At 70.2% G+C, this 12,904-nt stretch carries 14 protein-coding genes; 6 read left to right on the top strand and 8 right to left on the bottom strand.

All coding sequences use genetic code 11. The annotated features are described in order from the left end of the window. The first annotated feature begins 210 nt into the window (after window positions 1-210). On the top strand, window positions 211-663 hold the full coding sequence (locus AB0M76_RS42965; RefSeq protein ID WP_365958211.1) for a hypothetical protein: 453 nt from the start codon (window positions 211-213) through the stop codon (window positions 661-663). Window positions 664-684: 21 nt separating this feature from the next. Here the strand turns inward: AB0M76_RS42965 and AB0M76_RS42960 are convergent, their stop codons facing one another. After that, complete coding sequence (locus AB0M76_RS42960) at window positions 685-1,500, bottom strand: class I SAM-dependent methyltransferase (RefSeq protein WP_365958210.1); 816 nt, start codon at window positions 1,498-1,500, stop codon at window positions 685-687. A gap of 140 nt (window positions 1,501-1,640) precedes the next feature. Next, window positions 1,641-2,249: an AraC family transcriptional regulator gene (locus AB0M76_RS42955; protein WP_365958209.1), complete on the bottom strand. Its 609-nt coding sequence runs from the start codon at window positions 2,247-2,249 to the stop codon at window positions 1,641-1,643. 203 nt (window positions 2,250-2,452) lie between these two features. On the opposite strand from AB0M76_RS42955, the gene AB0M76_RS42950 reads away from it, so the two are divergent. Further along, window positions 2,453-4,279 carry an ABC transporter ATP-binding protein gene (locus AB0M76_RS42950; protein WP_365958208.1) on the top strand — a complete coding sequence of 609 codons (1,827 nt, stop codon included), beginning with the start codon at window positions 2,453-2,455 and terminating at the stop codon, window positions 4,277-4,279. A 37-nt stretch (window positions 4,280-4,316) separates the two neighbouring features. Here the strand turns inward: AB0M76_RS42950 and AB0M76_RS42945 are convergent, their stop codons facing one another. After that, entirely contained in the window at window positions 4,317-4,700 is a 384-nt protein-coding gene (locus AB0M76_RS42945; protein WP_365958207.1) for a VOC family protein, read from the bottom strand. Window positions 4,701-4,877: 177 nt separating this feature from the next. Between AB0M76_RS42945 and AB0M76_RS42940 the strand changes: the two genes are divergently transcribed. Then, window positions 4,878-5,303 (top strand): hypothetical protein, encoded by a 426-nt coding sequence (locus AB0M76_RS42940; RefSeq protein WP_365958206.1) that lies wholly within the window; start codon window positions 4,878-4,880, stop codon window positions 5,301-5,303. Window positions 5,304-5,413: 110 nt separating this feature from the next. Here AB0M76_RS42940 and AB0M76_RS42935 read toward each other — a convergent pair whose 3' ends face one another. Together AB0M76_RS42935 and AB0M76_RS42930 are read right to left on the bottom strand one after the other, a co-directional pair. Next, entirely contained in the window at window positions 5,414-6,472 is a 1,059-nt protein-coding gene (locus AB0M76_RS42935) for a D-alanine--D-alanine ligase (RefSeq protein WP_365958205.1), read from the bottom strand. A 197-nt stretch (window positions 6,473-6,669) separates the two neighbouring features. After that, on the bottom strand, window positions 6,670-7,467 hold the full coding sequence (locus AB0M76_RS42930; RefSeq protein WP_365958204.1) for a hypothetical protein: 798 nt from the start codon (window positions 7,465-7,467) through the stop codon (window positions 6,670-6,672). Between the two features lie 132 nt (window positions 7,468-7,599). Between AB0M76_RS42930 and AB0M76_RS42925 the strand changes: the two genes are divergently transcribed. Further along, window positions 7,600-8,184: a dihydrofolate reductase family protein gene (locus AB0M76_RS42925; RefSeq protein WP_365958203.1), complete on the top strand. Its 585-nt coding sequence runs from the start codon at window positions 7,600-7,602 to the stop codon at window positions 8,182-8,184. Between the two features lie 22 nt (window positions 8,185-8,206). On the opposite strand, the gene dacB is transcribed toward AB0M76_RS42925, so the two are convergent. Further along, window positions 8,207-9,763 carry a D-alanyl-D-alanine carboxypeptidase/D-alanyl-D-alanine-endopeptidase gene (gene dacB / locus AB0M76_RS42920; RefSeq protein WP_365958213.1) on the bottom strand — a complete coding sequence of 519 codons (1,557 nt, stop codon included), beginning with the start codon at window positions 9,761-9,763 and terminating at the stop codon, window positions 8,207-8,209. 210 nt (window positions 9,764-9,973) lie between these two features. Between dacB and AB0M76_RS42915 the strand changes: the two genes are divergently transcribed. Continuing rightward, window positions 9,974-10,126, top strand: a complete 153-nt coding sequence (locus AB0M76_RS42915; RefSeq protein WP_365958202.1) for a hypothetical protein — start codon at window positions 9,974-9,976, stop codon at window positions 10,124-10,126. 225 nt (window positions 10,127-10,351) lie between these two features. On the opposite strand, the gene AB0M76_RS42910 is transcribed toward AB0M76_RS42915, so the two are convergent. Further along, window positions 10,352-11,086 carry an SDR family oxidoreductase gene (locus tag AB0M76_RS42910; RefSeq protein WP_365958201.1) on the bottom strand — a complete coding sequence of 245 codons (735 nt, stop codon included), beginning with the start codon at window positions 11,084-11,086 and terminating at the stop codon, window positions 10,352-10,354. Window positions 11,087-11,218: 132 nt separating this feature from the next. Between AB0M76_RS42910 and AB0M76_RS42905 the strand changes: the two genes are divergently transcribed. Then, window positions 11,219-11,812: a TetR family transcriptional regulator gene (locus AB0M76_RS42905; protein ID WP_365958200.1), complete on the top strand. Its 594-nt coding sequence runs from the start codon at window positions 11,219-11,221 to the stop codon at window positions 11,810-11,812. Here the strand turns inward: AB0M76_RS42905 and AB0M76_RS42900 are convergent. Then, entirely contained in the window at window positions 11,760-12,398 is a 639-nt protein-coding gene (locus AB0M76_RS42900) for an NAD(P)H-dependent oxidoreductase (protein WP_365958212.1), read from the bottom strand. The genes AB0M76_RS42905 and AB0M76_RS42900 overlap by 53 nt on opposite strands. Window positions 12,399-12,904: the final 506 nt, after the last annotated feature.

The following is a 12,904-nucleotide window of genomic DNA, read 5'->3' as shown; positions in this document are numbered from 1 at the left end:
CCAAGCTCGGCAAGTGACCACCGCCCCCAAACCACCCCACACAGCAGACGCCGGAGAGGCCCACAGCCCCTCCGGCATCCGCACGCCGCACCGCCAAGCCCTGGCCGGCACATGACACCTGTCATATCGCAGACGTGACCCGGAGCCCTGCCCCCGAGGCACTCCCTCGGACAAACTGATGATCACCACACCGACCACGGGGGCAGCGAAGTGAACATCCTGAAGAAAAAGTCCGCACCGGCCGAAGCGATCGACACCACCACACTGGCACCCGCCGACTACCGGCTTCCGGTCTGGTTCTTCGGCTTCGAAGGCGTCCTCGCGGCCGCCTTCGACATACTCAAGGCCTTCCCCTCGGCATGGCCGGTGCTGCTCATCCTGCTGGCCGTGAACATCACCGTCTCGCTGACGATGATGCGCAGGCGGATCAAACTCGCCAAGGCGCTGTGGCGCGGCAAGGAGACCCGCAAGCTCGCCTTCGCCCTCATCGCCCTCCGCATCGGCAGCCATTTCGCCTTGAACGCCGTGGGCATGACCGTCAACTCGGCCTTCGGCCACATACTCTTCGCCGTCGCCATGGCCGCAGCAACGATCGGCCTGCTCGCCTACTCCCAGCAGACCGCCATCCGGGCCCTCACCACCGCCGCCCGCCCGGCGATCTGAACCGGGATTCGCCCCGCGTGGTCAGGGCGCAGGATGCGGGAGGCCCGTTCCGATCCCGCGCCGTACGCGGAGCAGGTCCGGCGGCAGCTCGCCCTCGAGGGCGAGGCCCGCGTCCGCGAGCTCCGCGCCGAGCGCCTGCCGGGTCAGCGGCCAGAGCAGGAACGACTCCTGCGCCCGGCGCAGGACCCGGCCCTGACGGCACACCAGGTAGGCGTAGTCGCAGCGGATCCGGTCGCCCTCGGCGCGGGCGGTGACCTGCCCCCGGTAGGTGTCCAGGCCCAGCTGTACCTCGCCCAGGGAACGCCTGGTCGGACGGGCGGGCAGCCGGGCCGGCGGGCGGTCGAGGAAGAGCAGGCCGCCCGGCACCAGCAGATCGGCCAGTGTCCGCCACAGCGCGCGCCGCTCCTCGGGCGGCAGACAGGAGGCCATCCGCAGGCAGACCGCCAGATCCGCCTGCCCGCTGAGCGACAGCTCGACGGCGGAACAGGAGTGCACGGTCACCCGGTCACCGACGGATCCCCCGGCAGGCGGGTGCAGCCGGGACAGCAGGACGGCCCGCATCGCCGCCGCCGGCTCGACGGCATGGACCGGCACGCACGAGGCGCCGATCAGTACGTCGGTGACCAGCCCGGTCCCCGCTCCGACCTCAACGATCCCCACGCGCGCCGCGGCGGCCGGCCCGGCCAGCGCCAGCGCGTGCCGGTGGTACGACCGGGCGTGCAACAGATCGTAGAACTCGGCCGACACGGCGTACGCCTGCCCGCGCGCTCCGCTGTCCGGGCGGGCCTCCGGCAGTTCCGCGTACGAGGCCCGTCGCGTGTCCACCCGTCTGTCCATCGAGCCATCATCGCCGTACGAGCGCCGTCCCACGACCCAGGATTCGGCCACCACGGTGAAGGCGGCGCCCGACGCTCTCCTGCTTCGCCCCGTGGGCGAGTGCGCGGAGTTGAACGCCTCGCAGACCAGGGTGTCCGGTGTCAGCGCAGGGCGGGCTCGCCTGCCCGGACGGCGCTCATCACGCGCTCGACGGTCTCCTGCTGCTCTCCGACCGGGGCCGCGTAGCCGATGGAGCCGCGCGCGGCGTCCTCCCCGAGCATCCGTGTCATCACCCATGCGGCGAGGTACTGCGAAGCCAGGCAGCCACCGGCCGATGCGATGTTGCCCTCGGCGTGGAACGGCGCGTCCAGCACGGTGACGCCGAAGTCCTCGACGAACGGGCGGCTCGTCATGTCCGCGCAGACCGGCATGCCGCCCAGCAGCCCGAGCCGCGCGAGCACCAGTGCGCCGGAGCACTGCGAACCGATCAGCTGACGCGCGGGGTCCAGGGGCAGCATGGCGAGCAGCCGGTCATCGGCGATCACGTCACGCGTCTTCACCCCGCTCCCGATCAGGACGACGTCGGCCTCGGGAATGAACTCCATCGGGCGCTGTCCGCTCACCTCGACGCCGTTCATCGAGGTGACCACGGGTGTCGGTGTGGTGATGAAGGCCTCCAGGCCGTCCTTGCGGCAGCGGTTGATCAGTGCGGAGGCGATGAAACTGTCGAGCTCGTTGAATCCGTCGAAGGTCACCACGGCTACCTGCATCGGAACTCCTCGGTTGCGGCGTCGGACGTCCAGTCTCCACCAGCCGCGCCTTCACCCCCCGGGCCAATTGGCACCAGGTGGCCTGCTGCTCCCGGTCGCCCCCGGCATGTCGGAGGTCACCCACACGGAAAAACGCTTGGACGGCGCAGACGCGCTCGCGGGACACTGCGAATTCCGTTCTGACACGAGATCACAGGGTTGCGATGGAATCGTCTGCATCACCAGTGGTACCGCCACACAAGGGCCCCGTGGTCCTCGCACTTCGTTACTACGGACGGGAGTTGAGGCGACTGCGCCGGCTGACGGCGCCCGCCATGCTGATGCCGGCCCTGGGCAACATCGGCATCAACTACATCGCCCCGCTGGTCGTCGCAAAGCTCGTCGGCCGCATCGCCGATGACTCCACCGCCCCCGCCCTCGGCTCGATGCTCCCGTACGTCCTCGCATTCGCGGGGGTCCTGCTGCTCTCCGAGGCCGCGTGGCGCGTCGGCCTGCACTGCCTGAACCGCCTCGACGCCCTCGGCATCGAGCGCCTGTACGTGATCGGCATGGACGAGCTGTTCGCGAAGGACGCCGCGTTCTTCCACGACAACTTCGCCGGATCACTGACCAAGCGGGTCCTGAGCTTCGCCTCCCGCTTCGAGGAGTTCGTCGACACGCTGACCTTCTCGGTCGTGGGCCGGTTCGTACCGCTGCTGTTCGGGTCGGTGGTGCTCTGGCACTACGAACCGCTGCTCGTCGTGGCACTCCTGGTGATGATCGCGGTGACGGGGGTGTGCGTGCTGCCTCTCATCCGGCGCCGTCAGTCGCTCGTCAACCGGCGGGAGGAGGCGATGGCCCGGGTGTCGGGACACGTTTCCGACAGCCTGATGAACATGGACACGGTCCGCGCTTTCGCCGCGGAGGAGCGGGAGGCCGCCGAGCACCGGTCACGGGTGGCGCGCTCGCGCGGGCTGATGCTGCGGTCGTGGGACTACGGCAACCTGCGCATCGACACCCTCGTCGCGCCGATGTCCGTGGTGACCAACGCGCTGGGCCTGCTGCTCGCCGTCACGATCGCCGGGGACGGGCACGGGGTGGAGGCGGTCGTGGTTGCCTTCACGTACTTCTCCAACGCCACTCGGATCATGTTCGAGTTCAACCAGATCTACCGTCGCCTGGAGAGCTCGATGACGGAGGCCGCGCAGTTCACGGCGCTGCTCCTGACGACGCCGACGGTACTCGACCCGCAGTCGCCGGAGCCGGCGCCGTCGCCGACCCGGGCCGCCGACGTGCGGTTCGAGAAGGTGACCTTCGCCCACGCGGGCGCACAGCCGCTCTTCGAGGGACTGGACCTGGCCGTGCCCAGCGGGGCCAAGATCGGGCTCGTGGGCCGGTCCGGCGGCGGGAAGACCACGCTCACCCGGCTGCTGCTGCGGATGACGGACATCGACGCGGGCCGGATCCTGATCGGGGGCCAGGACATCAGCAGGCTGCGCCAACGCGACCTGCGAGGCTTGATGGCCTACGTGCCGCAGGACCCGGCGATGTTCCACCGCACCCTGCGGGAGAACATCGCCTTCGCCCGGCCTGACGCCACCGAGGCCGAGATCCGCCGCGCGGCCGAGGCAGCGCACGTCACGGAATTCGCCGACGCGCTGCCGGACGGTCTCGACACCATGGTCGGCGAGCGCGGCGTCAAGCTCTCCGGCGGACAGCGCCAGCGGGTGGCGCTCGCCCGGGCGATCCTGCGCGACGCACCGATCCTGCTGCTCGACGAGGCGACCAGCGCCTTGGACTCCGAGAGCGAGATCCTCGTCCAGGAGGCGTTGTGGCGCCTCATGGAGGGGCGGACCGCGCTCGTGGTGGCGCACCGGCTGAGCACGGTGGCCCACATGGACCGGCTCGTCGTCCTCGACCACGGACGCATCGTCGAGCAGGGCACGCACCAGGAGCTGCTCGCCACCGAGGGCGCCTACGCGAGGCTGTGGCAGCACCAGTCGGGCGGCTTCCTCGACGACAGCCCCGCTCGCTCTTCCGACCTGCACTGATCGCGAGCCCGTGGCAGTGGCCGGCCCCGACCGGTCGCTAGGGGGAACCGAAGCCCAGGATGGTCAGCGAGCCGTCCTCGGCCAGGGGGAAGCCCGGGCTGTGGGCGATCTCCCACAGGTATCCGTCGGGGTCGGCGAAGCACCCCGCGTAGCCGCCGTAGGTCGTTGCCCGGGCCTGCTTGGTCACGGTGGCTCCGGCCTGCTGTGCAGCCGTGAGGAGCGTGTCCACATCCTCCGGGGAGCGCATGTTGTGGGCCAGGACGATGCCGCCGAAGCCCGTCCCGTGAGCGCTGTCGAGGCCGCTGTCGAGTGCGAGCTTGTCGCGGCCCCACAGAACGAGCCCGAGGCCGCCTGCCCGGAAGAAGACGGTCTCTTCGACCTCCTGCCCCCGCCAGGCCCGCGCCGGCCGGGCTTTTATCAAGATCGAATCCTGGCGTCAAGCCACGTATTCGAGTGGCGTGACGCACACGCCCCCACAGGGTTTATTTGGAGTACGCCCTCACCGGGGAAACCCCCGGAGGACAAGGGGCCGGAATGCAATCTCCGGCCTTTCTGCGGGGCGAATACAAACCCTCTTTACACCGAATGGAGAATTACCATGTTCGAGCTCTTCACGACCCGTCGTATCGTTCTGGCCGGAGCTTCCCTGGCGCTGGTCGGTGGTGGCATCGCCCTCCCCGCGACCGCCATGGCCGCGCCCACCGCCGCCCCGCAGCAGGCCGTCACCCTCCTCCCCCAGGACAGCGCCGACGGCATCGGCACCGGCGGCGACGCCAACGCCGAGAACACCACGGTCGGTGGTGAGGCCACCGGCGGCAACGCCAACTCCGGCGTCGGCAACTGCGAGGGCGGCTGCGACATCAAGACCGGCAACGCCACCGGCGGCAACGCCAGCGCCGACGCCGTCAACACCGGCGACGCCACCGCCGTAGGCGGCGACGGCACCGGCACCGGCGGCCAGGTCAACAAGCAGAACATCAAGCTGCAGCTCAAGGAGAACCTGAAGCAGAAGCTCGGCAATTGAGGGCAGGCAATCGCCCCCACACCACAGATGCCGGAGAGGCCCACAGCCTCTCCGGCATCTGCATGCCACCGCCCCGTGGAACGAGGCCGGGAAAGGCCGCTCTTCTTCCGCTACCCGGCCAGCGCGGGAACGCCCACCGGCGCGCGAAGCGCGACGACCCGACCGACGAGTTCCCGATAGGACCAACCTGCGCCGGCGGCTGCCGCGCCGAGGCCGCTGAGGGGTCGCAATCCGGGGCAGGCGTTGACCTCGAGACAGTGGGGTACGCCGCGGCTGTCGCAGCGGAAGTCGACTCTTGAGTAGTCCTTCGCTCCCAGCCCCAGCGCGTAATGAGCGCGCATTGCCTGCTCGCGCAGGCCTGCGTCGAGATCGTACGGAAGGTCTGCGGGGCAGTGGCAGCGCGCGCTTTCCGGGTGGGACTTCGTCTCGTAGTCGAAGAGCCGTCCCGCGTACTCGATCTCGACCACCGGCAGCACGCTGTCTTCGATCACGCTCACGGTGAACTCCCGCCCGGGCAGGAACGGCGTGGCGATCATCTCCTCGCCTGCCGGCGCGACCGAGCAGGCGTGAGCGAGCCCGTCAGCATCGTCAGCCACGCGCAGCTCCCGGTGGGAAGTGCCCGTGTTGGACTTGACCACCACCGGCCCCTGGGCCAGCCACTCCGACACCTGTTGCGGCATCGGCCGATCCGACCCCGCCGTGAGGCGGACGCTGTCGGTGACGGTGACGCCCGACTCCCGCAGGAGCGCCAATGTGCGCTGCTTGTCCCATGCCAGGCTGCACTGCATGCTGGGCGCGCCGGTGAACGGGACCTCTGCCATCTCGAGCAGCGCCTGGACGTGACCGTCACCGCCCCACCCACCGTGCAGAGCCGGAAAGACCAGATCGGCGTCGCGAAGCAACGCGAGCACCGGCCCCGTGGTGAGGGCAGCGAGCATGAGTTCCCGCCTCTTGCCCTCGTCCGGCTCCGGACCTCGAAGATCCATGACCGTACGGGGCAGCTCGCTCTGGATCGCCGTGGGCCCGACCAGTACGGGTTCTGCTGCGGCAGGATCCACCACCTGGACCTCGTGCCCGAGCTCCACCAGCGCCACGGCCACCGCCAGACCGGACTCCAGCGAGACGTCCCGCTCCAGGCTCTCTCCGCCACAGAGGACAACGATCTTCATGCACCCATGATGAATCGACGCGCCCCTGACTCTCCGTATTCAGTCGACAGCGGCGTGCCGCAACGACCTCGAGCCCCGCCGGCCGTGGGGCCAGTCGGTGGGGAGGGTGTAGGGCCAGCGTCTCTGATCAGGTAAGCGAACCCATGCGAACCGTGGGGTCCGGTGTGGGTTCTGTCCACCTGGGCGGGGAAGCGGGGTCAACTGCGGGCCGTCAGGGCCTTCGTGAGTATGCTGCCGCCCACGATCAGGGCCACGCCCAGCCACCACACGTTGTCGTCGAAGATCAGGACGGCGATCCCGACGGGGACCATCAGTCCGGCCAGCGGCAGGAACATCCCGGCCAGGTGCGGCGGCTCCGGCCCGGGCTGCCCTGCCGCGCGGAGGGCCCGGGCACGGGCGACGTCCGGGTACCAGGCGGTGAAACGCAGCGCCGCCACGATGGCCAGGATCTGGATGATCCATCCGGTCCAGATGTTGTTCGGATTGTGCAGCACGAGGTCGCCGTACGCGCCCGCCACGGCGGCGACCAGGAACGCCAGCCCCCACACCCCGGTGATGTAGTAGTTGGTCCGCAGGAACGTGGGCGTGTGCCAGTACGCCGGATCGACCTGCTCCCGGGCGTACTGAAGGGTGAACGGAACACGCACCGCCATGGACCCGAAGGCGATCAGGAAGAGGGCGATGTTGGAGACCTCACCGGCGTACGTCTCCAGCCAGCTGCGGGTGCCTTCGCTCGCGAGGGCGCCGATGACGGCCATGACCGTGAAGAAGACCAGGTCGGCGATCTCCAGCAGCTTCCAGGTGCTGCCCTTGTTGATGATCCGCCCGGCCGCCACCAGCACGATCGTCGCCGCCAGGGCGAGCACGACGGCGATCTCGAACCTGCCGGGACCGACGAGGAGCGAGAAGATGATCCACGGCGCCATGCCGACGACGGGATTCCCGAGGAATCCGGCGACAGCACCGCGGGCCGTGGCGGGCGCCTCGGTCTTCACATCTCCAGGGTGCGCGCGGGCGGCCGATCGGGCCATTCGGATGGCGGGCCGCCGATGAGTTTCGGGGTTCCGGTCCGTCTACCTCATGAGAAGGCGAGCGGAACCCCCGCTCGGCAACCCAGGGAGCCTCCCATGCGCAAGATCACCGCAGGCCTGTTCATCTCCCTCGACGGCGTCGTCGCCGAGCCGCAGACCTGGCACTTCCCGTACTACAACGACGAGATGGGCGCCGCCGTCCTGGGCGACATCCGGTCCAGCGACACCTTCCTCTTCGGCCGCACGACGTACGACGCGTTCGCCGAGGCATGGCCCGAGCGCGAGCGCGTCGGCGGCGAGGATGCGGGGCTGGCCAAGGACTTCGGCGACACGCGCAAGGTCGTCGTCTCGAGCCACGACCTCGACTTCACGTGGCGCAACTCCGAGCAGCTCAAAGGCGACTTCCTCGACGGCGTGAAGTCGCTGAAGGCCGAGGACAGCGACCAGCCCATCGCCGTCACCGGCTCCGTCTCCCTCGTACGCCAGCTCCTCGCCGCCGGCCTGCTCGACGAGCTGCGGCTGCTGGTGCACCCGATCGTCCTCGGCGAGGGCCTGCGCCTGTTCGCGGACGGCGAGGGCCCGTACCCGCTGAAGCTGATCAAGTCCGAGACCTTCACGACCGGCGTGATGCACCTGCTCTACGCACCGGCCGACGCCCCGCAGCCCCCGGCAGCCGACTGACTCCGTACGGTCACAGCCCCGGTCAGGGCGACTCCTGGAGGTAGGCGGCGATCAGGGCGAGATCGTTGGCGATGGTCAGGACACCGGCGGGGTCGGCCGTCGGCGTGGACGCGCCGTTGACGCCCGCGTAGAAGGTGTCGAAGCGGCCACCGCCCTTGTCGAGGTAGCCGGCGATGGTGATGGCGCCGACGGCGAGCCGGTCGTTGAGGGCGTCCCCTCCGACGGCCGCGCCGGTCTTCCCGAACACCTTCCCGCGCGCCGGACAGCTCCGGCAGTTCTCGGCCAGCAGACCGTCGACGCCGAGGATCGGCAGGGCCTCCCGGAAGCGCTGCGCGTCCGGCGTGCGCTGCCAGTACGCCAGCATCTGTACGAGCGCCTGCGGCGTGGCCCGGTCGGCGGGGTTGCCGCCGCGGCCGTCCATGAGTTCCGCCTGCTTGCGGTCGACGCCCGCCCTGTCCAGGAAGGCGGCGAGCACCGGGAAGCCGTCCTCGCACTGGTTGCTGCCGGTCGTGACGGCCATCAGACAGATCCCCAGGTTCGCGCCCAGGTTGTGGCTGACCTTGAGGATGAGTTTGGCGTACTGCTCGTACGGCGGTGAGGTGTACGCAGCCACCCGCGGGTGGCCGTCGTAGTCGTGCGGCAGCCGTGCGACCGGGTTGGGGGCGGTCGCGCCGGCGGAGACCTCCACCCCGGCCCGGGCCAGTGCCTCGATCAGCGCGGTACGGCCGAACGCGGCCGGGTCCGTGATGGGCGAGGTCCGCAGCAGCGGCTCGGAGTCCGCCGCGATCGTGCCGGACAGCCGGATCCGGGTGCCGTCGTCGGTGGCCGTCACCGTGATGTTCGTCGGTTTCCCGGCCGCGACGGTCTTCACCGTGGAGGTGACCTGGTACGGCGCGACCTTCGGCCGCCAGTCCAGCCGGGCGTCGGCGCCCGCCCGGTCGCCGGGCTTGGTCAGCAGGTCGATCAGGTTGTCGTTGATGATCAGGGGGGTCGGCGTGGGGTCCAGGACCGGGTCAGGGGCGAAGAGCCGGCTGTCGACGATCACGTCGCCGTCGACGCGGGTGATGCCGGAGTCGCGGACCTGCCGGGCGAGCTGGTCGATCCCGGCGAGGGGGTTCTCCGGGGTGAGGGTCGCGCCGGGGAAGTCGTTGGCGTAGGTGTGGTCGAGGTCGGTGTACGCGACCGTGCCGTCGGGGCGCGTCCTGCCGCCCATGGTGAGATCGCCCTGGGCGACGAGATCGAGGTCGCCGGTCAGCGTGGCCCCGGTCCGTTCCCCGACCGCGTAGACAAGGGTCACGAAGCGGTGGTCCGTGCCGAGGGTCCGCCATGTGCCGGAGACGGAGAGCAGTTTCGCGGTGGAGCCGGGGATGAAGAACTGCCCGGGGAACAGGCTGTGCAGCACCCGCCCGTCGGCCGATTCGGTCTGCAGGAGTCCCCACTGGGCATGGCGGTACTCCGGCTTCCGCATGATTTCCGTGATGCGCGGGTCGAGCCGGCCCGGATCTCCCGCACCGGATTCCCACGGCGACGGCGACGGGGGTGGCGCCGGGGAGGGTGACGGGGCTGCTCGGGCACCCATACCCGAGGCGAGGGCCACCAACAACAGGGCGGCGAAGCCGGCGGCCGCCCGGCGCCGCAGCGTCCTGACGCGGATTGGATTTCCCACAGCGCGCTCCGTTCGTCGCGGCTGTCATCTGCCCCCGGGGGATGTGAACAGGGTGGCACGGCACGATTCGGCGCGCATGTCACCTCGAGCACCGCCGACCGGCGGAGGATGCACCATCCTCAGGTGCGAGAGATCGAAGAGTTGGTCAGTGTGGACGATCCGGCGTGGCCGGAGCTTCAGGAGATGCTCGCGGCGAGCTCCGAGGCGGACTGCTCGTGGACAACGGGCGTGAGGAAGATGGGGCCGTCCGATCCCGGCTTCCTCGGCGAAGCGTGACAGCGCCGATTTCGCGTCCCTGAAGCGGCGGCGCCGCGTCCGCACCGTCTCCGGCTCGGGTCACTAAGCGGTCTGGGGGAAGTGGGGCGCGCCCCCGCGCCGCCCGGCACGGCACCTCGCCGCGTTGTCGCGGCACCCGAGTACGCCCAGTACGGGGGCGCCGCTCCGCCGTGCGATCCACCGCACCGCACGACGCGGAAACGCACCCCACTTCCCCGAGGCCGCTTAGTTCTGGGCTGTGGGGCGGACGACGATGTCGCCCACGTCGACACCGGCCGGCTGTTCGATGGCGAAGGCGATGGCGCGGGCGACGGCTTCCGGCGGGATCGCGATCCTGTCCATGCGGTCGCGGACCTGGGCCTGCATCTCCGGCGCCATGGAGTCCGCGAACTCCGTGCGCGTGACCCCTGGCGAGACGACGGTGACGCGCACACTGTCCCCTGCCTCCTGCCGCAACCCCTCGGAGATGGTGCGTACCGCGTTCTTTGTGCCGGCATACACCGCTTGGAGCGGCACGATGCGCAGTCCGGCCGTGGAGACGGTGTTGACGAAGTGCCCGAAACCCTGCTCCCGGAAGACCGGCAGCGCAGCGGCGATCCCGTACAGGACGCCCTTGAGGTTGACGTCGATCATCTCCTCCCAGTCCTCGACGCGAAGGTCGTCCAGCGGGGAGATCAGGCCGATCCCGGCGTTGCTGACCAGGACGTCGAGCTTGCCGTAGCGGTCGCGTGCCAGCCCGACCAGGCTGGTCAGGTCCTCGCGGCGCTTGACGTCCGTGCGCGCGTAGACGGCCTGGCCGCCGGCCTTCTCGATGCGGGCAACCAGTGCCTGGAGGCGTTCCGGGCGGCGCGCCCCGAGCACCACCTTCGCGCCGCGCTCGGCCAGGAGCAGCGCGGTCGCCTCGCCGATCCCGCTGCTGGCGCCCGTGATCGCGATGACCTTGCCTTCGATTCCCGGCATGACTGGTCCTTCCGGAGGCGGGATGGGGCGGCGTCTGACCTAGAGTGGAAGTGGAGGCGCCGCCGGTTACCCGGGAAACCATAAGTGGAGGCTCCTCCACTTAGCAACCGGCAATGAGGGAGCAGGCAGGCGATGGCACCGGATACGGGACGCCCACTGAGGGCCGACGCGCAGCGCAACCGGGACAAGATCCTGGCTGCAGCGGTGCGCGTGTTCACCGACGAGGGGCTGGATGCCCACTACGAACGCATCGCCAAGGAGGCGGGGGTGGGAACCGGAACCCTCTACCGCAACTTCCCGACCCGGGAGACCTTGATCGAGGCGGCCTACCGCAACGAAGTGGCGCGACTGTGTGATGCGGTTCCCGGCCTCCTGGCGACGCTCCCGCCGCGTGATGCCTTGCACGCGTGGATGGGCCGGTTCATCGACTACGCCACTGCCAAACTCGGCATGGCCGACGCGCTACGAGCCGTCGTCGCCTCGGGAAGCGACCCCTACGGCCACAGCCGCGAGATGATCCAGACCGCGATCACCACCCTCATGGAAGCCGGTACCGCCGCCGGCGCGCTGCGGTCCGACATCCGCCCGACCGACGTGTTCGCCATCCTGGCCGGCATCGCCCTCACCTCCGCCCGGCCCGAGCAACGCGACCAGGCCGAGCGCCTCCTCGACCTCACCCTCGACGGGCTGGAGGCGGCGCAACGGCGGCTCCCCGCAGCGGAGTGAGCAGGGCAGACGCCTCGCGACGTGCCTCGGCCAGCCAGGCGGCGCGCTCGTCGGCCGTGGAGTCGGTGACGGTCCGGAACACCGTGCGGCGCACGTCGGTCACCCCCACGTACGGCAGGACACAGGCGGCCCAGACCCGCGCCAGCGGGTCACCGAACTCGCCCGTCTCCCGCTCCTCGGGGGTGTCCGAGGTGTTCAGCACCAGCGCCTGGCCGGCCCGGAGCAGGCCCGCCGGCTCGCCGTCGGCCCGCCCCAGCTTGTACGCCACCCCGGGTACCAGCACCCGCTGCACCCAGCCGGCCAGTACGGCCGGCGGCATGCCCCACCAGTTGGGGTGGACGAAGACGAGCGCGTCGAGCGTCGCGACTTCGGCGCGGTGCTGCGCCACCAGCGGATCGATCGACGCCCCCGCCGCGTCGACCGTCTCGGTCTCCTCGGCGGTCAGCACCGGAGGGAAGCCCTGCGCGCAAAGGTCGTGCGCGGACACCTCGCACCCCTCGGCCGCCAAGGTGTCCGTCACCGCCTCGAACAGCGCGTGGTTGAAGCTCCCCGCCCGGGGGTGCGCCAGGTAGACCCCGACCTTCATGTCCGTCAACTCCCCTCATCCGTACGGCGATCCATCGTACGACTCCAGTGCAGAACGGTATGGGCACCGCGGGCGAGTCACCGTCGGGGGGTGGTCAGCCGTCGAAGTGGGTCCAGTCGATGGCGAGGGCGTCCAGAGGGGCGAGGGCGTCCAGGGCCAGAAGGGCCGCAGGGGCACGGGGTGCAGCGCCTGGGCCCACTCGTGCAGGGTCCCGTTCTGGAGCCCGAGGACCTGCGGCCGCCGCTCCGCGAGCCGGTAGAGCCCGATCAGCCCCTCCGGGAAGGCGGCTGGACACCGCGTGAGCGGACCGCCGCGCGACCTCCGTTGGCCTGTGCGAGCCACTCCAGGGCCGGTAGGTCCGTCGGGGGAAGCGGTGGGCGGGACCCGGTCGAGAAGCACCAGCCAGGCTTCTATCAAGATCGGCACCCGGCGTCAAGCCACGTATTCGAGTGGCGTGACGCACACGCCCCCACACGGTTTATTGGAAGTACGCCCCCACCGGGGAA

It is taken from the genome of Streptomyces sp. NPDC051364, from assembly GCF_040682115.1.
Classification (GTDB): Bacteria; Actinomycetota; Actinomycetes; order Streptomycetales; family Streptomycetaceae; genus Streptomyces.
Note: the sequence above shows the minus strand (reverse complement) of the source record. Positions and strands in the feature narration are given on the sequence as shown.